15 protein-coding genes are annotated in these 19,649 nt (G+C 69.4%); 4 read left to right on the forward strand and 11 right to left on the reverse strand.

Annotated elements, in window-relative coordinates:
* The first annotated feature begins 48 nt into the window (after positions 1-48).
* Positions 49-945, forward strand: a complete 897-nt coding sequence (locus ABZS29_RS37540; protein WP_355469669.1) for a GNAT family N-acetyltransferase — start codon at positions 49-51, stop codon at positions 943-945.
* Here the strand turns inward: ABZS29_RS37540 and ABZS29_RS37545 are convergent.
* Positions 908-2,674 (reverse strand): M1 family metallopeptidase, encoded by a 1,767-nt coding sequence (locus tag ABZS29_RS37545; RefSeq protein ID WP_355469671.1) that lies wholly within the window; start codon positions 2,672-2,674, stop codon positions 908-910. The two genes, ABZS29_RS37540 and ABZS29_RS37545, sit on opposite strands and share 38 nt — an antisense overlap.
* Before the next feature lie 165 nt (positions 2,675-2,839).
* Here ABZS29_RS37545 and ABZS29_RS37550 point away from each other — a divergent pair, with 165 nt between their 5' ends.
* Entirely contained in the window at positions 2,840-4,438 is a 1,599-nt protein-coding gene (locus ABZS29_RS37550; protein WP_355469673.1) for an adenylate/guanylate cyclase domain-containing protein, read from the forward strand.
* On the opposite strand, the gene ABZS29_RS37555 is transcribed toward ABZS29_RS37550, so the two are convergent.
* The 7 genes from ABZS29_RS37555 to ABZS29_RS37585 form a co-directional block, all read right to left on the reverse strand.
* A complete protein-coding gene (locus ABZS29_RS37555; protein ID WP_355469675.1) occupies positions 4,353-5,078 on the reverse strand; it encodes a MerR family transcriptional regulator in 726 nt (241 codons plus the stop codon). The genes ABZS29_RS37550 and ABZS29_RS37555 overlap by 86 nt on opposite strands.
* Before the next feature lie 2 nt (positions 5,079-5,080).
* A complete protein-coding gene (locus tag ABZS29_RS37560) occupies positions 5,081-5,821 on the reverse strand; it encodes an SDR family oxidoreductase (RefSeq protein WP_355469677.1) in 741 nt (246 codons plus the stop codon).
* Positions 5,822-5,830: 9 nt separating this feature from the next.
* Positions 5,831-6,634: a GNAT family N-acetyltransferase gene (locus tag ABZS29_RS37565; RefSeq protein ID WP_355469679.1), complete on the reverse strand. Its 804-nt coding sequence runs from the start codon at positions 6,632-6,634 to the stop codon at positions 5,831-5,833.
* Positions 6,635-6,655: 21 nt separating this feature from the next.
* On the reverse strand, positions 6,656-8,785 hold the full coding sequence (locus ABZS29_RS37570) for a DEAD/DEAH box helicase (protein ID WP_355469681.1): 2,130 nt from the start codon (positions 8,783-8,785) through the stop codon (positions 6,656-6,658).
* Positions 8,786-10,086: 1,301 nt separating this feature from the next.
* Positions 10,087-10,566, reverse strand: coding sequence for a redox-sensitive transcriptional activator SoxR (soxR, locus tag ABZS29_RS37575; RefSeq protein WP_355469742.1), 480 nt, complete (start codon positions 10,564-10,566; stop codon positions 10,087-10,089).
* Positions 10,567-10,611: 45 nt separating this feature from the next.
* Positions 10,612-11,589, reverse strand: coding sequence for a serine hydrolase domain-containing protein (locus ABZS29_RS37580; protein ID WP_355469683.1), 978 nt, complete (start codon positions 11,587-11,589; stop codon positions 10,612-10,614).
* The gene (locus tag ABZS29_RS37585) at positions 11,586-12,884 is read right to left on the reverse strand and encodes an MFS transporter (protein WP_355469684.1); all 1,299 of its coding nucleotides are present in this window, start codon (positions 12,882-12,884) and stop codon (positions 11,586-11,588) included. Before ABZS29_RS37585 ends, ABZS29_RS37580 begins: the two co-directional genes overlap by 4 nt.
* 70 nt (positions 12,885-12,954) lie before the next feature.
* Here ABZS29_RS37585 and ABZS29_RS37590 point away from each other — a divergent pair, with 70 nt between their 5' ends.
* On the forward strand, positions 12,955-13,914 hold the full coding sequence (locus tag ABZS29_RS37590; RefSeq protein WP_355469686.1) for a helix-turn-helix domain-containing protein: 960 nt from the start codon (positions 12,955-12,957) through the stop codon (positions 13,912-13,914).
* 4 nt (positions 13,915-13,918) lie between these two features.
* Here ABZS29_RS37590 and ABZS29_RS37595 read toward each other — a convergent pair whose 3' ends face one another.
* Entirely contained in the window at positions 13,919-15,046 is a 1,128-nt protein-coding gene (locus tag ABZS29_RS37595; RefSeq protein WP_355469688.1) for a Xaa-Pro peptidase family protein, read from the reverse strand.
* Between the two features lie 43 nt (positions 15,047-15,089).
* Here ABZS29_RS37595 and ABZS29_RS37600 point away from each other — a divergent pair, with 43 nt between their 5' ends.
* Positions 15,090-15,878 carry an alpha/beta hydrolase gene (locus tag ABZS29_RS37600; RefSeq protein ID WP_355469690.1) on the forward strand — a complete coding sequence of 263 codons (789 nt, stop codon included), beginning with the start codon at positions 15,090-15,092 and terminating at the stop codon, positions 15,876-15,878.
* Between the two features lie 3 nt (positions 15,879-15,881).
* On the opposite strand, the gene ABZS29_RS37605 is transcribed toward ABZS29_RS37600, so the two are convergent.
* On the reverse strand, positions 15,882-17,735 hold the full coding sequence (locus tag ABZS29_RS37605) for a DUF2207 domain-containing protein (protein WP_355469692.1): 1,854 nt from the start codon (positions 17,733-17,735) through the stop codon (positions 15,882-15,884).
* Between the two features lie 5 nt (positions 17,736-17,740).
* Entirely contained in the window at positions 17,741-19,633 is a 1,893-nt protein-coding gene (locus tag ABZS29_RS37610) for a DUF2207 domain-containing protein (protein ID WP_355469694.1), read from the reverse strand.
* Positions 19,634-19,649 lie beyond the last annotated feature (16 nt).

Here is a 19,649-nt window from a genome sequence, read left to right on the forward strand (position 1 = left end):
ATTCGCCGTGCCACAGCACCTGGCCCGCTCGCCAACTAGGCTGCCGGTTTGACCATCAAACTCACTCCCCTGACCGATCCGCGCGTTCTGCCCGCCAGCCGCCGGATCGCGTGGCTCGCGTCCGCCCCCGACGGCAGCCCGATCGGCTCCGCCTTCCTGCGGCTGCACACCCGCGAGGCGATGGCCCATCTGGCCGAGCTCCAGCTCACCGTCCATCCCGCCGAACGCCGCCGCGGCGTCGGCACCCAACTCCTGTACGCCGCTCTCACCGCAGCTCGCGATCAGAACGTGCGCGTGGTCGTCACCGACGTCGCGGCGAACGCGCCGGCGGGTGCGTTCCTGGCGCACCACGGCTTCACGGTCGGGCTGACGCTGATCTACACGCGGCTCGATCTGGCGACCACCGTCGAGCCGGTACCGGCGCCACCCGGCTACCGCCTCGTGACGTGGCAGGGCGTCGTACCGGATGAGCTCGCGGAGAGCTTCACCAATGCGCGGACGGGGATGGACGATGCGCCGACCGGTGGGATCGACTACGGGAGCGATCCGTGGGATGTCGAGCGCACCCGGCACGCTGCCGCTGTGATCCAGGAGCGTGGCGAGTACCTGATGACCGCGGCCGCCGTCGACGAGTCCAGCGGTGAGGTGGTCGCGTTCACGGAGGTCGTCGTACCGAGTGATGGGACGAGCGATGCGCAGAACTACAGCACCGCCGTACTGCCGGCGCACCGCGGCCGCGGGCTTGCCCGCTGGCTCAAAGCCGAGCAGACCCGCTGGGTCCGAGCCACCTTCCCCAACCTGCGCGGCCTGCTGACCGACACCGTCGACACCAACCACGCCATGCGCCGTGTCAACGAGGCGCTCGGCTATCTGCCGACCCACACCACCAACCGCTGGATGATCGACCTCACTGGCCGAGGATCTTCTGGACTGCTGCCGTCGTGATGGGGTGGTAGCCGGGGCGGGCCTTGGCGAAGACTTCGGAGGCGAAGGCTCGGTCGCTTCCGGCCAGGGCTCGATACACCGGGAGGACGAGCTTCATGCGGCCGACCTCGGTGAGGAAGGCTGCCAGGTCGGCGTAGGCGGGTTCGTAGCTGCTGGCGGCAACGATCTGGTACCAGCGGCGGGCGATCTCGCCGTTCGCCGTACCGGTGAGGCCGAAGGCGCGGTCGAGCTGCTGGAGCTGGTTCGGGCTGAGCATGTCGGGGGCCGCGTCGAGGAAGCGGAGCCACTCCTGGGTGGTCCAGTTCGCCGCGCCGGCCGGTAGCTCGCCGGAGGTGAGCCACTGGGTGCGCGCCTCGTCGACGATCTGGAAGCGGGCGGAGGCGGCGCGCTCGGCGAAGGCGGGGATGCCGGGCTGCTCCAGCCAGGCCGCCAGCTCCGCGTCGGTGACGACTCCGGGGTGCGGGTCGAGCAGGTGCTTCTGCAGGTGATCGACGAAGTCGTCGGAGTTGATGCTGCGGAACGCGAACCGGTCGAAGTAGCCGCGGATGAACGGGTCGAAGACCTCCCGCGAGAACCGCTCCTCCAGCCAGGCCAGGAACCAGGTGCCCTTCAGCGGACCCAATGACGTCGTGCCGTGGTACTCCGAGCGGTGGTTCAGCCCGGGCAGCTCGACCGCGAGCTCGGCCGGGGTCAGCGGGTCGAGCTTCACCACGGTGGCGTGCTGCTTGATCGCCGTCTCCATCACCGCGAACTCGGTCCCGTAGACCGCCTCGACGATCCGGTTCTCGACGTACGCCGTGAAGCCTTCGTTCAGCCAGATGTCGTCCCAGCTGTCCTGGGTGACCAGGTTGCCCGACCAGCTGTGCGCGAGCTCGTGCGCGACGACGCTGACCAGTGACTTGTCGCCGATCACGACGGTCGGAGTCGCGAACGTCATTCGCGGGTTCTCCATCCCGCCGTACGGGAACGACGGCGGCAGCACCAGGATGTCGTAGCGGCCCCAGCGGTACGGGCCGAACAGCGCCTCGGTGACCCGCATCATCTCTTCGGTGTCGGCGAACTCCTGCGCCGCGCGCCCGGCCATCGCGGGCTCGGCCCAGACACCCGAACGCTCACCGAGCGGCTCGAAGACCAGGTCACCGGCCGCGATCGCCAGCAGGTACGACGGGATCGGCTCCGGCATCACGACGTCGTACGAGCCGGTACGGCGGGAGGTGGTGCCGTTGTCGGCGCTCATCAGCACCATCAGTTCCGGCGGCGCGGTCACGTGTGCCGCGTAGCTGAACCGGACGCCGGGGGTGTCCTGCACCGGCACCCAGCTGCGCGCATGGATCGCCTGGGACTGGCTGAACATGAACGGCATCACGCCGCCGGCCGTCATCGACGGCTCGAGCCACTGCAGACCGGTCGCGGTCGGCGCGGTCCGGTAGCTGACCCGGACCCGCTCCTGGCGCGAGGTCCGGATGGTCAGCGCGGAGCCGAGCTCCTTGTCCGGTACGGCGAGGCTGTACTCCAGCGGTTCCCAGCCGTCGGCCGTCTCGCCCTCGACCGCGAGCACGGTCAGGTCGCGCGTGTCCAGCACCAGGCGGTCACCCGACCCGATCCAGTCCAGCGTGTGCGTGGCGGTGCCAGTGAGCACCTTCGCGGTGAAATCCAGCCCGAGATCGAGCTCGAGATGGGTGGTCCGAACCTGCAGCGGTTCGGCGTAAGAGTGGCGATCGTGCGTCACGGAGAGCTCCCGAGTGAGTGCGTCCGGGGAACATTACCCACGGGCGTGGCGTCTCAGGCGGCCGATCTGAGCCACCCGCACCACCGTGCCAAATACCTGGTGTCATCCCGCCTCAAAGGCGGGTCCGATTGCACGAAGCTGCAACGGCCGGAGCAGACTGTGACCATGACGTCGCACGGGGATGCCGAACTGGTCCTGCGCCGCCGTCCGTTCGGGTCCTGGCTGCTCGGACCGGCCGACCAGAGCACCCGGACGCTGCGGATCCGGCTCCAGGTGCTGCTGACGACGTTCTTGATCGGCACCAACCTGATCGGCGCGGCCGTCGTCTACGCGCTGGCGGTCTTCGTGCTGCCCGGTCCCCCGCTGACCGGCCAGTTGCTGCGGTTCGAGGCGATCTTCGTCCCGTCGTACCTGCTGTTCGCCGTCGTCGTCGGCGGCGTCTGGAGCACCCGGGTCGCACTGCGCCGGATCGCGTGGGTGAACGAGGACCGTCCGGCAACCCGCCGCGAACAGATCTCCACGCTGCGGCTGCCGCTGCGGCTGACGTTGATCCAGGTGCTGCTCTGGCTGGTGGCCGCGATCGGGTTCACGACGGTGACCGTGGTGCTGCAGCCGGAGAACGCGCTGCGGGTCGCGGCCACGATCGTCGACGGCATGATCGTCACCTGTGCGGTCTCCTATCTGCTGACCGAGTTCGCGTTCCGGCCGGTCGCGGCGCGGGCCCTGGCCGACTCCGCGCCGCCGCGCAGACTGCTTGCCTTCGGCCTCAATGCGCGCACGTTGGTCTTCTGGGCGGCCGGATCGGCGACGCCGGTGGCCGGTCTGATGCTGGCCGCCGTACTGGCTCTGATCGATGGTGATGTCTCGGCGACACGGCTGTCAGTGATGATCCTTGCCTTGGGCATGGTTGTGCTGATCGTCGGCGGGTTGCTGATTCTGCTGTCCGCACGTTCTGTGGTCGCTCCGGTCCGGTCGGTGCGCGATGCGCTGACGCTGATCGGAGAAGGTGAGCTGAACATCCAGATCCCGGTCTTCGACGGGACGGAGCTCGGCTCGCTGCAGGCCGGGTTCAACCGGATGGCCGCCGGGCTGCGGGAGCGCGAGCGGATCCGCGACGTCTTCGGCCGGTACGTCGGCCCCGAGGTCGTCCGCGAGGCGTTGACCAGCGACCGGTTGGGCGGCGAGGAGCGCTTCGTCGCGGTGTTGTTCGTCGACCTGGTCGGCTCGACCAAGCTCGCGGCGGACCGGCCGCCGACCGAGGTGGTCCAGTTGCTGAACCGCTTCTTCGCGATCGTCGTGGACGAGGTGGCGCGCGAGGGCGGGTTCGTGAACAAGTTCGCTGGTGACGCCGCGCTGGCGATCTTCGGTGCACCGGCCGAGCTGATCGATCCGGCCGGGGCCGCGCTGCGGGCCGGCCGTGGGCTCAGCCGGCGGCTGATCGAGGAGTTGCCGGAGGCAACGGCTGGGATCGGGGTGACGGCCGGGATCGTCGTGGCCGGCACGGTCGGCGACGTCCGGCGGCTCGAATACACGGTGATCGGTGATCCGGTGAACGAGGCCGCCCGGCTGAGCGAGCTGGCCAAGAACAGCCCGGAGCGGCTGATCGCGTCGATGTCGACGGTCGATGACGCGGGACCGACCGAGGGCGCGCATTGGCAGGCTGGTGATCGGGTGACGGTCAGAGGGCGGTCGGAGCCGACGCAGCTCGCTTCTCCTCGACCAACTGATGGAGGAGACCCGCGCCGTACAGCATCGCCTTCGTGAGCCGGTCGTGCGCGGCCCGGCGCTCGGCGATCGCGTTCCGCAGGGCCTCGGTGCTGCCGGTTTGCCGCAGCCCTTCGAGCACTGGACGGATCTGGTCGAAGGAGTAGCGGCCTTGGCGGAGCATGTGGATGATGCGCGCATCGCGGATCTGCTCGGGCTCGTACCGGCGGTACTTCGTGACGCGTTCGCGGGTCGGCGTCAGCAGGCCGGCGGCCTCCCAGACGCGGAGCGCCGACGTACGGATGCCGAGCCGATGGGCCAGCTCGCCGACGAGCAGCGCCGGGCCGGTCGGGGCGGGCTCATCTATGAACTCGGCCGCGGCTGAGTTCAAAGCTTCGCTGGCCGCGTCGGTCGCGAGGCGTTGCTCGTAGAGGCCGGCATGCGCTCGATCCACCAGCCGGTACGCCGATTCCTCGTCGCCGGCGTGGACGGCCTGCATGATGTGGCGTGCGGTCTCGGCGCCGAATCCCGGTGCGAGTGCTCGGTAGGTGAGCAGCGCTGAGACGTGTTCTTCGCCGTACTGGCGGTAGCCGCTGTCGGTGCGTGGGGCCGGCGGCAGGATCCCGTCGGCCTCGTAGTTGCGGATGAGCTGGGTCGACACCCCCGCTCGCCGCGCCAGATCGACCGGGCGCAGTCCCATCGCTAGCGGCCGCCCGAGACGTCCAGGGTGGTACCGGTCATGTACGACGACCGGTCCGAGGCGAGGAAGACGATCGCCTCGGCCACTTCCTCGGGCCTGCCGGGTCGGCCGAGCGGCGGCGTCGTACCGAGTCGGTCCAGCCGTCCCGGCGCGTGGATGTCGGTCTCGATCAGTCCGGGCCGGACGCCGAGCACGCGGATACCTTCTTTGGCCACCTCGTTCGCGAGGCCCACGGTCAGAGCGTCGACGGCCGCCTTGCTGGCCGCGTAGTCGACGTACTCGCCCGCTGAGCCGAGCACGGCCGCGCGGGACGACACGTTGACGATGACTCCGCCGCTCGCGCCGTACTTGGTGGACATGCGGCGCACCGCGGCACCGGCGACCAGGAACGCGCTGATCGTGTTGATCCGGAAGACGGTGTCGAGGCGAGCGACGTCGTACTCATCGACGCGACCGGCCGGCGAGACGACGCCGGCGTTGTTGATCACTGCGGTGATCGGGCCGAGCTCTTCGGTCACCGTGTCGAACAGCCGCTCGACCTGGTCCGGTTCGACGACGTCGGCCTGGACGGCGATGGCACGGCGGCCAAGCTTCTCGCAGGCTTGCACGACCTTGGCGGCCTCGTCGGCTCTCGACCGGTACCCGATGCCGACATCCCAGCCGTCCGCGGCCAGCGCGATCGCCGCCGCCGCACCGATCCCCCGGCTCCCGCCCGTCACCAGCACGACCCCAGACTCCGTCATGGGACCACCTTAGGAGGCAGGCGGGATCGAGATGCCCAACTGGGTCTCGGAGTCGCTGAAACCGAGCGCACGATAGATCCGGATCGCGAGGTAGTCCGGGTCGGCGACGATCACCAAGGTCTTCGCGCCGCCCTCGCTCAGCCCGTACGTCGACGCGTGGTGCACGAGCGTGCTGCCGATGCCCTGGTTGCGATCGTCCGGGTGCGTCTGCACGACCTGGAACCGGGCCAGCCCCGCGCCGTCGAACAGCAGCCCGAGCGACGCCTGCAGCCGATCACCGTCGAAGGCTCCGAACCACTTACCGTGTCCGGCCTCGACCCGCTCCCGGTCGATCGCCGTCCGGCGGCGCGAGAACTCGCGGTACCCGTCGTCGACCGTCATCGTCGCGGTCTCGAGGTGCAGCGTGTAGACCTGCTCCCAGTCCTCGTCGCTCTCGATGAACCGGTACGTCGAGGTCGTGTTCGGCCGGGCCGGCGGGATCGCTTGTGAGGTTGCCATGACCGTGCTGGGCTCGACGGTCGCACCTGCTGCGGTCAGCTCGTCCTTGACCCCGTCAACGCCCAGTACGCCGTCGGTCGAGTCGATGCCGAGCGCAACATGCTCCGCGATGGGGAACTCCTTGCGGAAGTCCGCCAGTCGCCGCTGCACGTCACCGTGGCCGAAGGGCGTCCGGTAGAGCAGGAAGTTGCCCCACCAGAACAACGGATTGGCCGGTGTGCGGACGACGACGTACTCGCCCGCGTCCTGCAGCTCGCTGCCGCCGAGGCCGAGCAGGAACAGGTCGGTCCGGTAGCCGAGGCTTTTGATCTCCACCCGACTATCCTCTGCCGGCCGTCAAGGCCGTTTATGCAACAGCAGCGGCAGTACGGCGCCTGCCCCGGCCTCCCGAAGTTTCGCGGCAGCGACCGTGACCGGCCACTGCGAGGAACTGGCGTCGACGAGGAGCAGCACTGTGCGGCCGGCGACTGTCTGAGCGGTCGTGGGATCGACCTGCAAACCGTCGCGCCACACTCGGGCTTCGTCGGCCGAGGACAGGTCGTCGGTGTAGCCGGAGCGGTCGACGATCAGGTCGGCGCGATCCAAACGACCAACCGTGGCGATGCGATCCGCGACCGCGGCCGTGACTGCCGTGTGGCCGGCCGCGGCGAGTGGGACGACGACCTCCGGGCGGCTGGACCACGTGCTGCGCCACCGCGACAGCGCCGCGACCGCACCGGTTTGCAGCGCCTCGATCGCGTCGGCGGGAGGCTCAGAATGTGCGAACGCGGCGGCGAGGACCTCGCGCCACTCCGGGGCGTCGGCGTAGATCAGCGACCGACCGGGGTCGGCCATCAGGTTGGCGGGGATCTTGCCGCGCGGCCCGAACGAACCGCCCGGCCACATCTTCCGCGGTTCGAGGATGTGCACCTCACCGCGAAGCAGACCGGTCACCGTGGCAACGGTGTCGGCGTCGGGAGCCGCGGAGAGCGGCGCCGGGAGCGCACCAAGGCAGACCGAGCACCGCCCGCACGGCTCGGCGGACGCGTCGTCCAGCGATTCCTGCAGTAGTTGCATCAGGCAACGTTCACCACGGGTGTAGGCGCGCATGATGTCGGCCTCGCGACGCCGTACCGCAACGATGCCGTCGTAGTGGGCCGCGTCGAACGTCCAGTCCTTGCCGGTCCGGATCCAGCCGCGCTCGAGCCGCTCGGTGACCCCGTCAACCGCGAGCTGCTTCAGCATCAACTCGACCCGCGTCCGCCGTAGGCCGGTCTCCGCCTCGAGCGCCGGAACCGACGCCGGCTGATCCGGACCGTACGCCTCCATGGCGTGCAGAAGGCGATTCACGTTTTCCGGGACGGGGATGGTCGCGGTGGCGAAGTAGTCCCAGATGCCTGAGTCGGCATCGGACGGCAGCAGCGCCACGATCGCGTGGTCGATGCCGCGGCCCGCACGCCCGACCTGCTGGTAGTACGACACCGGCGACGGCGGCGACCCGACATGGACGACGAACCCGAGGTCAGGCTTGTCGTACCCCATCCCGAGCGCCGAGGTCGCGATCAGCGCCTTCAGCCGGTTCTCGCGGAGCGCGTCCTCGAGACTCTCCCGCTCCCCTGCCTCAAGCCCACCCGTGTACGCCGCCACCGGTACGTCGCGACCATGGATCTCCTGGATCGTCGCAGCCAGTCGCTGAGCGTCCGCGACGGTCAACGCATACACAATTCCTGACCCCGGAAGCTTCGGCAGGTGATCGACCACCCACGCGAACCGCTGCAGTGGCGACAACCGGTCGACCACCGCCAGCTGCAGACTCGACCTCGCCAGGGGCCCCCGCAGTACAAGCGTCGACTCGCCTAGCTGGTGCGCCACATCGTCGGTGACGCGCTCATTCGCCGTCGCGGTCGTGGCCAGCACCGGCGTCTTCGGATTCAGGTGCTGCAGCACGTCCGACACCCGCCGATAGTCCGGCCGGAAGTCGTGCCCCCAGTCGGACACCGCATGCGCCTCGTCGATCACCAACAGCCCAACCTCACCCGCCAAGCTGTCCAGCACCCGCCGCCCGAACCCCGGATTCGCCAACCGCTCCGGCGAAACCAGCAACACGTCGACCGCCCCGGACCGCAACTCCTGCTCGATCCCCGACCACTCGTCCACGTTGTTCGAGTTCAGCGTCGCCGCCCGCAACCCCGCCCGGCCGGCCGCGCCCACCTGATCCCGCATCAACGACAACAACGGCGAAACCACCAACGTCGGCCCCGCCCCCTCAGCCCGCCGAATAGCCGTGGCTGCCCAGTACACCGCCGACTTCCCCCACCCGGTCGCCTGCACCACCAGTACCCGGGCCGCCGGCTCACACAAAGCCGCAACCGCGGTCTCCTGATCCTCCCGCAGCCGAGCCCCATCGCCCGCGATCGCCCGAATCACCCCACCAGCGATCCCAGCCCGTGCCTCGGTCAGAGTCAGCTTCGGTGTCTCATCAGCCATGCCCCGACCCTAGACGCCCCCACCCCCAACCCGCAGACCCCAGCCCGCAACCTGTGGATAACTCCCGTCGCCGACCTCACGCCGCGCCCCTCCACCGCGTCGTCGTGCCCGTCCTACCCGGCCCGCACCTACCCTCGCCCACCGCAACCACCAGTCGCACCCGCCCCCGGCCCACACATCTACCTCGCGCCATCCGACCCCGGACCCACTGGCCGCGCACACCCGCGCCCGCACCTCCCTCAGCCCACCTCGACCCCCGGCCACCCCGGCCACCCCGGCCACCCCGGCCACCCCGGCCACCCCGGCCACCGGATCCTCACCCACACTCCGGACAGCGCAGGCCGCCGTACCGTCCCCATCTCGTGGATACTCCCGCTCGCGCGGACCGCCAGCACCCCCAACTGCCTTCTGCCGAGGGTCGCCACGCCTGACCCTCCCCGTCCAACCGCGGTTAGTGGGTGATGCACGTCCGCCCGAAGGCGGACCTGCACTGCATCACAAGTGCAGTTGGGCGGACGGGTTCAGGCGTGATCGCCGCCGACGAAGGCAATTGAGATGTACTGGCGGTCCGCCACACCGCTCGAGCGTGCAGGGATGACCGCGGGGCGACCGCAGTCGGAGGGCGGGTGACATCGCCCCGTGGCACCAACACTCCATGCGTCTCGCCCGCCATCCCCCCGCGGACCCGCCCAACCGCTTGCCACCTGATGGGTTCACCCACGACGTGGTGGGTTCCCCACCGGCATACGAGATCACAACCCACCATCTGATGGGGTGACCCACCACATGCATCCACGATCGGTGGGGTTCGGCGAGCCGGGTTTGCGGATGGTTGCTGCCGCTAGGTGGCAGTAGACGTCCGTAGATCGTCCGGTACGGCGTGAGTCGCGCGATCGGCCTCTACATCTTCAGGTGGTGGGTTGCACAGCCGGACCCTGAGGCGCCAACCCGGATCCGAGGCGCCAACCCCTGAGGTGGTGGGAGGTGCGGTCGGAGCTTAGGGGCCAACCCCCCCCATCTGAGGGGGCAACCCCGGAGGTGGGGGGTTGCACGGCCGGATTCTGAGGGGGCGACCCGCCAGTTGCGGGGGCGACCCCTGAGACGGTTGGGGGAAGCGGCCGAGGCGGTGGCTGGGGTGCTGGGGGTCGGCGACTGCGATGCGCGGGGCTTGAGTTGCCGGGCTGTGGTTTCGGCGGTTGTGGCGCCTGCTGGTGGAGACCGTCTCGCAGAGTGTTTCGTTGGGCGGGGACTTTTCGGCGCTATGTGACGGTTTCTTGCCGATCAGCGCGTGCTCAGTGGGGCTAGGCGCAGTTGGCGGGGTGGCAGGGGGCGCCGGATTGCGAGACCAGGCGTTGGGGGCCGGGGCCCTTGGCGGCCAGGGCGTCGTACGGGTTGGCGAGGGCGCAGCGGTCGAGGGAGAGGCAGCCGCAGCCTATGCAGTCCTTGAAGTCGTCTCGGAGTTGTTCCAAGTGCAGGATGCGGCGGTCCAGTTCGGCTTGCCAGCATTCGGAGATGCGTTCCCAGTCCTGGCGGGTGGGGGTGCGGTTGTCGGGGAGGAGGGCGAGGATGGCGGCTACCTCGGACAGCGGGATGCCGACGCGTTGGGCGATGCGGATGAGGGCTACCCGGCGGAGGGTGTCGCGTTTGTAGCGGCGTTGATTGCCGGCGGTACGGCGGCTGATGATGAGGTTCTGGCGCTCGTAGAAGTGCAGGGCGGAGATGGCTACGCCGCTGCGTTGCGCCAGCTGGCCTACGGTCAGCTCACCTGGTTCGACGTCCACTGCTCCAGCCACGGCACTGCCCTCCAACCTCAACCTGCATCGAGGTTAGCCGATCAGGGCGGTCGCGATCGGCCAGGCGCCGGGTGTGGTGTTCGACAACACGGTGCGGGTGGTGCCGGTGTGTGGGTCGTGGGTGGACTTGAAGGAGGCGCCGGCGTCGGAGCCGACCAGCATGGCGGTGTCGGTGCTGCCGTCGAGCCAGAAGCCGAGGCCGTAGCGGCGACCTTGCTCCGGTAGATCGCACCGCGGACGCACAACCGCAGACACGGAGTCGACGATCTCGCCCGCGAAGAACGCGCGCCAGAACCGGGAGATGTCGGCGGCTGTGGTGTGGATGCCGCCGTCGCCGTTGGCAAGCACCGGCAGGTGGAAGACGTTCGTACGATCGACGTCCAGCGGCAGGTAGCCGACGGCCGCATCGGCGGGGAGTTCGTCCGAGCGGAGGAACTCGGTGCGCGTCATGCCCGCTGGACCGAGAACCCGGGAGCGGACAAGGTCGTGGTAGCCGACGCCGCTCGCGCGCTCGGCCAGCAGAGCCAGTACGACGAATCCACCGTTGCAGTACCCGAATCGTTCGCCGGCCCGGTACTTGGTGGGATGCCCGTCCAGCAACGGCAGGAACGCCTCAGTGGTGGTGAGCTCGTGAGCTGCACCGATGACGTAGTCGGTGATCTCGCCGTCGGCTTCCTCGTCCAAGTAGTCGCCGATTCCGGACGTATGCGTGAGGAGATGCTCGACCGTCACGTCATCAGCGATCAGCGGGAGATCCTTGCCGAGCAGCGTCCGCGCCGGGGTGCCCAACGCCATTGCACCCGCTTCCACCAGTGACATCACGACCAGGGCAGTGAAACCCTTGCCCCCACTAGCGATCCCGAACCTAGTGTCCACCGTGTTCGGTACGCCGTACGCCCGGTTGGCGAGTCCATAGGCGCGAGCGAACTCGACCTCCCCGCCCCGATCGACCCAGGCAACACCGGAGAACCCGGTCTCCTGGGCAACCTCGTCGATTTCCCCCGGCGTCATGCCGGCAGGTTAGCGTCCGAGGCAACGAGGCGGCGACCGATATTGGCGGACATCAGGGCAGCTGCGGCGCACAGTCCACCGGCGAGATACCACGCGAGGTTGTAGCTGCCTTGCAGGTCGCGGATCGCGCCCGCACCGGTCGCTGCCAGCGCGGCACCGATCTGGTGCGAGGCGAAGACCCACCCGAAGACGATCGGACCGTCCACCCCGAACCACTCGCGGCAGAGCGCGACGGTCGGCGGCACGGTCGCGACCCAGTCCAGACCGTAGAAGATGATGAACACCCACACGCTCGGCTGCGCACTCGGGCCGAGCAGCGACGGAAGGACGAGTAGCGACAGGCCGCGCAGCGAGTAGTAGGCGATCAGCAGGTACCGCGGATCCCAGCGGTCGGTGAGCCAGCCGGACACGATCGTCCCGCCGACGTCGAAGATGCCGACCAGCGCGAGCAACGACGCGGCGGTCGTGGCCGGCATGCCGTGGTCGTGTGCCGCGGTGACGAAGTGGGTGCCGACCAGGCCGTTCGTCGACGCACCGCAGATCGCGAAGCCACCGGCCAACATCCAGAACGCCGGACGACGCGCCGCCGTACGGAGTGCGGTCAGTGCCCGCAGCGCGCTGCTGCCGGTCGTCTCGACTCGCTGCCCAGCGAGGCTGCCTTCGGGAGCGCCGTACGCGCGCAGACCGACATCGCTCGGGTAGTCGCGCAGGAAGATCAGCACCAGCGGTACGACGGCCAGCGCGGCACCGGCCGCGACCAGCGCCGGGGTTCGCCAGCCGTAGTCGGCGGCCAGGTTCGCGATCAGCGGCAGGAAGATCAGCTGACCGGTCGCGCCGGCCGCGGTGAGGATGCCGGTGACCAGGCCGCGGCGTTCGACGAACCAGCGGCCGGTGATTGTCGCGACGAACGTCATCGACATCGAGCCGGTGCCGATACCGACGAGCAGTCCCCAGCAGAGCAGCAGTTGCCAGGACGCGGTCATGAAGACCGTCAGCCCGCTGCCCACGGCGATCAGCACCAGCGCGCCGCTGACCACGCGCCGCAGACCGAGCCGGTCCATCAACGCGGCCGCGAACGGCGAGATCAGGCCGAACAGCAGCAGATTGATCGACACCGCTGCCGAGATCGTCGCGTGCGACCAGCCGAACTCCTCGTGCAGCGGATCCAGCAGCACACTGGGCACCGACCGGAACCCGGCCGCGCCGATCAGCGTCACGAACCCCACCACGGCAACTGCCCAGGCCAGGTGCACCCGGGCAGGCTTCTTCGTCTTCGTCTCCACAATCTGTGTCACTCGACTACTTTGCGGTCCGCGCGTCCGTCGCACCAGTGGCCGGAATGCCATCATGTGTCAAGATATGGCCATGGCCCATGTTGTCGCTGTCCTAGCGCTCGAACCGGTCGTCGGATTCGATATGACCATTCCGTCGACGGTTCTCGGTGCCGCGACCACGGCCGACGGCACTCACTTGTACGACGTCCGCATCTGCGGCATCGATCGCGAGCCGGTCCGGGCGTCGGCGGGTTTCCAGCTGATCCCGGACTTCGGTCCCGAGGCGCTGGCCGAGGCCGACACGGTGATCATCCCCGGCACCTACAGCCCGCAGCCTCGTCACGAGGGCACCCTGCCCGCGCCGATCGCCGCTGCACTCGCGACGATTCGGCCGGGCACCCGGATCGCCTCGATCTGTACGGGCGCCTTCGTGCTGGCCGCCGCCGGCTACCTGGACGGGCGACCGGCGACCACGCACTGGAAGCGGGCCGAGCTGTTCCGCAAGCGGTACCCGCAGGTCGAGCTGCGCGAGGAGCAGCTATTCGTCGACGACGGCGACATCCTCACCTCGGCCGGTCTCGCCGCTGGGGTCGACCTCTGCCTGCATCTGATCCGGCGCGACTTCGGCAGCGATGTCGCGAACCGCGCCGCCCGCGCCTGCGTGGTGCCGCCCTGGCGGGACGGCGGCCAATCCCAGTTCATCGAGCGCGCCGTACCGGACGAGGGAACCGATGGCACCGCGCCGACCCGGGCCTGGACGCTGCACCATCTCGACCAGGAGCTGAGCCTGCAGGCGATGGCCGAGCACGCCCGGATGAGCGTGCGGACCTTCAGCCGCCGGTTCAAGGCCGAGACCGGGCAGTCACCGGGCACCTGGCTGCAGCAGCAACGCCTACGGCACGCCTGCCACCTGCTCGAGACCACCGAACTGTCCGTCGATCGGATCGCCGCAGCCGCCGGACTCGGTACGGCGGCGTCCCTGCGACACCACCTGCGCTCCGAGCTCGGCGTCTCACCTCTCGCCTACCGCAAGACCTTCCGCGCCAGCTGACCTCCTACAACACCGTCAGGCCGTGCGGCCGCCGGTTCAACGGCTCGACCCCGTCCGCGGTGACCACGACGATGTCCTCGATCCGCGCACCCCAGCGGCCTGGCCGATAGATCCCCGGCTCGACGCTGAACGCCATCCCGGGCTCGAGAGTGAGCTCGTTGCCCGCGACGATGTACGGCTCCTCGTGCACGTCGAGCCCGATCCCGTGCCCGGTCCGATGGATGAAGTACTCGCCGAGCCCGGCCGCCTCGATCACCGATCGCGCCGCCGCATCGATCGACTCGGCCGAAACTCCCGGCCGCACCGCGTCCACCGCCGCCTGCTGCGCAGCCTCCAGTACGGCGTACGTCGCCATCACGTCGGCATCACGCGGAGTCCCCACCGCATACGTCCGAGTGGAGTCGGAGTTGTACCCCTCCGGAATCGGCCCACCGATATCCACCACGACAACGTCACCGGACTCGATCACGCGATCCGACAGCGAGTGATGCGGGCTGGCGCCGTTCGGCCCGCTACCGACGATGACGAAGTCCGCCGCCGCATGCCCTTCCTCGACGATCGCGGCCTCGATATCGGCGCCGACCTCGGCCTCGGTCCGCCCTGGCCGCAACCACTCCCGGACCCGCGCGTGCACTCGGTCGATCGCGGCGCCCGCCCGGCGCAGTGCATCGATCTCGGCCGCGTCCTTGCGCATCCGCAGTTCGCGCACGATCGGCCCGGCCAGCACCTGCTCGGCCTTCGGCAGCGCCGATCTCAGCGCGAGCACATGCAGCGCCGGAGTGAAGTCGCTGACCGCGACCCGGTCCGCGCCGCTCAACCGGTCGGCGGCCAAGGCATACGGATCATCGCCGTCCACCCAGGTGACGACGTCGATCCCCAGCTCGTCCAACGGCACATCGGCGAACCCAGGCGCCTCCATCTTCGGCACCACCAACACCGGTACGCCGTCCGCCGGAATCACCAGCGTGGTCAGCCGCTCGAACGACCCGCCGCCCAGACCTAGCAGGTAGCGAAGGTCGGAGCCCGGAGCGATCAGCAGTCCAGTTCCAGCGGCCTCCGTCCGAGCGCGCTCGACGCGGGAGCGCAGGACAGCGACGTCAGGGATGGGGCCTTGCGGCGTACGACTCGACATGGAGCGACTATAGGCAGGCACCTCCGACAGAAAGCGAGCTTCGATGAAGCTGCACCACGTCACGCACGGCGAAGGCACTCCGGTGCTGGCGATCCATGGCTGGACGCCCGACCACCGGCTGATGACCGGCTGCCTGGAGCCGGTCTTCGCGAACCTGCCCGGCTACCGCCGGCTCTACCCCGATCTGCCGGCGATGGGCCAGAGCCCGGTCGGCGACATCGACAGCTCCGACGGGATCCTCGCCGCGGTCGAGGAGTTCATCGACGAGCACATCGGCGACGAGCCGTTCCTGCTGATCGGTGAGTCGTACGGCGGCTACCTCGCCCGCGCGTTGACCCGGGCCCGGCCGCAGCAGGTGACGGGGCTGGCGATGATCTGCCCGATCGGCACGGTCGTGGAGAACGCCGATCGCCGGCTCCCGGAGCACGTCGTACTGCGCTCGGAGCCCGGCGTCCGCGAGTCGCTCGGGCCGGACGAGGACTTCACCGACATCGCGGTCGTCGAGACCGCGGCGGCACTCGAGGCCTACCGGCGGGACATCGCGCCGGGGCTGGCCGCCGCCGACACGACGGCGATCGAGCGGATCCTCAAGAAGCGCGAGCTGACCACCGATCCCGAGGACGGACCGCCCTACGAGCGGCCGACGCTGATCGTGTGCGGGCGCCAGGACGCGGTGGTCGGGTTCGAGGACCAGTACGCGCTGCTCCCCCACTACCCGCGCGCGACGTTCGCCGTACTGGATGTGGCCGGGCACAACCTGCAGATCGAGCAGCCCGAGCTCTTCGACGGGCTCGTCCGCGAATGGTTGCGCCGGGTCGCCGACGAGACCTGACCGCTACCAGGATCCGCCGCCTCCACCGCCACCGCCGCCTCCGGACGAGCTGCTGCTGGAGAAGCCCGACGACGAGCCGCCGCCATCGCCGCTGCTCGTCGACGGGCTGGCCGGTTCGCTGAACGTGCTGGTCACCGCGCTGGTCATCAGGCTCGGCGACCAACTCGATTCGTAGTACGACGGGCCGACGTACCAGCCCGGATCCGGCGTGAGCCGGCCGGCGGCGACGAGCTGTTTGCAGACCTGCTGCCAGCGATCGGCGATGCCGAAGATGATGGCCCAGGGCAAGTACTTGCTGAAGATGTCCTCGCCCTCCTCGAACCGGAGCTGGTCCGCCTCGGCCGTGGTCAGGTACTTGCGGAAACCGATCAGCTGATCAGCCACCGCGCGTCCTGCGGCGGACCGGCGACCCTTGCGGCGCCTGCGGACCACCGTGATCCAAAGGCTCAGTAGTGCGATGACCGGAACGGCCACTGCCGCGACCCGTCCGCCCCAGCTCGGCAGCCCGTGCTGCACCACGGCGATGATCATGATGATCCCGCCGATCACGGCGAAGAAGCCGGTCACCAGCCAGAGGCCGAGATACGGATAGCCTTCCTGCGACGGGACGGGCATCCGCACATACCAGCGGCGCTGCTCGACCTGGACGCGAATCGCCTTGGCGGTCCCGTTCGCGGCCTTCGCCAGCGAGTTGTCACCGGGCTTACGTTGCTCGAGAAGGCCTTCCTGGCCAGGCTTCAGCGCGGGGAAGAGTCCCTTGAGCAGCCGCCGCTCGTGCGGTGCCGTGGCCAGGTCCGGATCGACCAGCACCGCCTTCCGCTTCTTGCCGCTGTTGTCGAGCCGGAGCGCGCCCCGGACGGCGAGGTCGATCAGCGTCGCGGCGAGCTCGGTCGAACCGGTCTTCGCGTCGAGCAGCAGGCCGCCTTCGGCGACGGGAATCCGCGGCGGCGCGAACGCGACCGGAATCTGGTCGTCGGTCAGGGTGTCCCGTACTGTCGTTCCCGCGCCGGTCGGCAGCGTGCCCGGCGGCAGCCCGGCGTACCGGAGGTCGCGGCCGCCACGCAGCAGGTAGAGCTTGCGGGTGACGAAGGCGGCGATCGTGATCAGCGCCGACACGATGACCGCCGGGATGCTGAGGCCGTTGCGGTCCAGGAAGCCCGGCTGGTCCACGATGATCGGGCCGTCGTTACGGACCGCTCCGGCGGCGATGCCCGCCACTACCGTGACCTGATCATCGCCCGCCAGCCCGGCCTCGGCGTACAAGCCCTTGCCGCCCGCGATGCGTGCCGTCGAGCATTGCTGCGTCGATCCGGTCGGCCCGGTCAGGCACCGCACCCGCTGCACACCGCCCGGGACGGTGACCCCGACCTCGACCTGCTTCAGGATGGCGTCCCAGCGGGAACCGGTCGCGTCCCAGTACAGCTCGCTGTGGTCGGCGAAGTGCCGTAGCGCACCGCGCACCTCGTAGCTGATCCGGTACGTCGCGTCCTGCGTGTGCAGCGTCTTGTTCGCACTGCCGATCTTGATCCGCAGGACCTCGTCGCGGTCACCGTTGGACTTCGTCGTCGAGGTGGTGAACTTCTCCGACACCTGGAGGTTCGAGACGTCGTACCGCTGGTCCTTGCCGTCGGCTGCCGGGTACGGCTCGCGGATCACCAGGTCGCGGTAGATCCCGTGCCGACCGGTCTCGGCGAAGTGATAGTCGATCGTCTCCTGCACCTGCAGTACGCCGTCGGGCGTGACGGAGTAGTCGATCTTCAGCCGCGTGACCCAGTCACCGGGCACCGCAGCAGCGGGAGCCGCAACGGCAACAGCGGAAAGCAGTGTGCAGGCCAGAACTCCGAGTGCTCTGCGCACCAGCATCACCACGACCCGCCGCCACCGCCTCCGCCACCACCGCCTGACGATCCGCCGCTGAATCCGGACGAGCTACCGCCACCACCGCCGCTGCTGGACGGAGTGGGCGGCGGCGAGAACGTCTGTGCGACGGTCGAGCTCACGTTGCCCGCGGTCCAGCCCGAGGTGTAGTACGACGGGCCGACGTACCAGTAGGGGTCGGGGGTCAGCCGGCCGGCCTCGACGAGCTGGCGACAGACCTTCTGCCAGCGGTCCGCCAGCCCGAAGGCGATCGCCCAGGGCAAGTACTTGCTGAAGATGTCCTCGCCCTCCTCGAAGCGAAGCTGGTCCGCCTCGGCCGTGGCCAGGTACTTCCGGAAGCCGATCACCTGGTCGCTGACTGCGCGCCCGGCCGGCGTGCGCTGGCCGCGACCGCGGATCCGGACCCAAGTGGCGATCGCGATGATGACCGCCAGCACCGGTACGGCGATCACCACGGCCCGGCCGAATCCACCGGTCGAGGCCGCGGTCGCCGTACCGGCGATTCCGGCGCCGAAGACCCAGAACGCGATCAGAAGCATGCAGCCGCAGCCGGTGCCCGACTTGAAGACCGAGCCGCCGCGGGTGCCGATCTTGGACGGCAGACGGGTGTACCACTCGCGCTGCGCCACCTGATCGCGCAGCGCGTTCAGCATCGCGGTGGCCGTCTCGGCCATCGAGGTGTCGCCGACCGCCCGTCGCTCCAGCTTGAGCGACGTACCGGGGACCAGGCCGGGGAACATGCCTTGCATCAGCGCCTGCTCGTGCGGCGCGGTCGCCACACTGGGGTCCACGAGGCGGGCCAGGCGGTCGGTGCCGTCGTTCTCGATCCGGACGCCGCCGCGGACCGCCATGTCGATCAGCGTCGCGGCGACCTCGGTCGTGTTGGCCTTCGCGTCGATCAGCAGCCCTGCCTCGGCCACCGGGATCCGCGGCGGCGCGAACGCCACCGGCAGGTCATCGTCGTCGAGCGTGTTCTTCTCCGGTACGACGGTCATCCCGCCCGGCGGGAAGGTCCCCGGAGGCATCCCGGCGAACCGTTGATCCTTGTTGCCGGTCTTCGCGTAGACCACGGCGCCGATCAGCGCGAGCAGGCTGACCAGGCCGGACCCGATCAGCGCCGGGAGGTTCAGCCCGTTGCGCTGCAGCCAGTCCGGCGGGTCGACCACGATCGGGGCGTCGTTCTGCACCGCGCCGGCCTTGATCCCGGCCACGATCGTCAGCTGCTCGCCGGGCGCGACGCCGCTCGCCTGGAAGACGCCCTTGCCCGCTACGACCGAACTCTGCGGGCACTTCGCCGTCGAGCCGCGCCGGCCGGTGAAGCACTCCACCCGCTGCACGTCCTGCGGGACGGTGACGTTGACCGTGACCTGCTCGATCGGCGCTTCCCAGGCCGAGCCGGTCGCATCCCAGTACAGCTCGCTGTGGTCGGTGAAGTGCCGCAGTGCTCCGCGAACGTCGTACGTGATCACGTACGTCGCCTCCACGCCGCGGACGGTGCTGTTCTCCTCGCCGATCTTGATCCGGAGGATCTGGTCGCGGTCGCCGTTCTCCTTGGTCGTCTCGGTGTCGAAGGCGGCCGGCGCTCCGGTCGGGCTGTCGACATCGATGTTCGAGACCTCGTACTTCTGATCCTTCGACCGGTCGTCGAGCCACGGCTCGCGGATCACCAGGTCGCGGTAGATGCCGTGCCGGCCATAGCTGCCGAAGTGGTAGGCGATCGTCTCCTTGACCTGCAGCACACCGTCCGGCCGCACCGTGTAGTCGATCGTGAAGGAGCGGACCTCGTCCCCGGCCGCGGCCGACGCGGGCAGCGCGAAGCCGGCCAGCGCCAGTGTGGTGACGAGCAGGCTGATGACGACCCCGAGTGCCCTACGCATGCCCGCGACACTATCG

It is taken from the genome of Kribbella sp. NPDC005582, from assembly GCF_040605415.1.
GTDB lineage: Bacteria > Actinomycetota > Actinomycetes > Propionibacteriales > Kribbellaceae > Kribbella.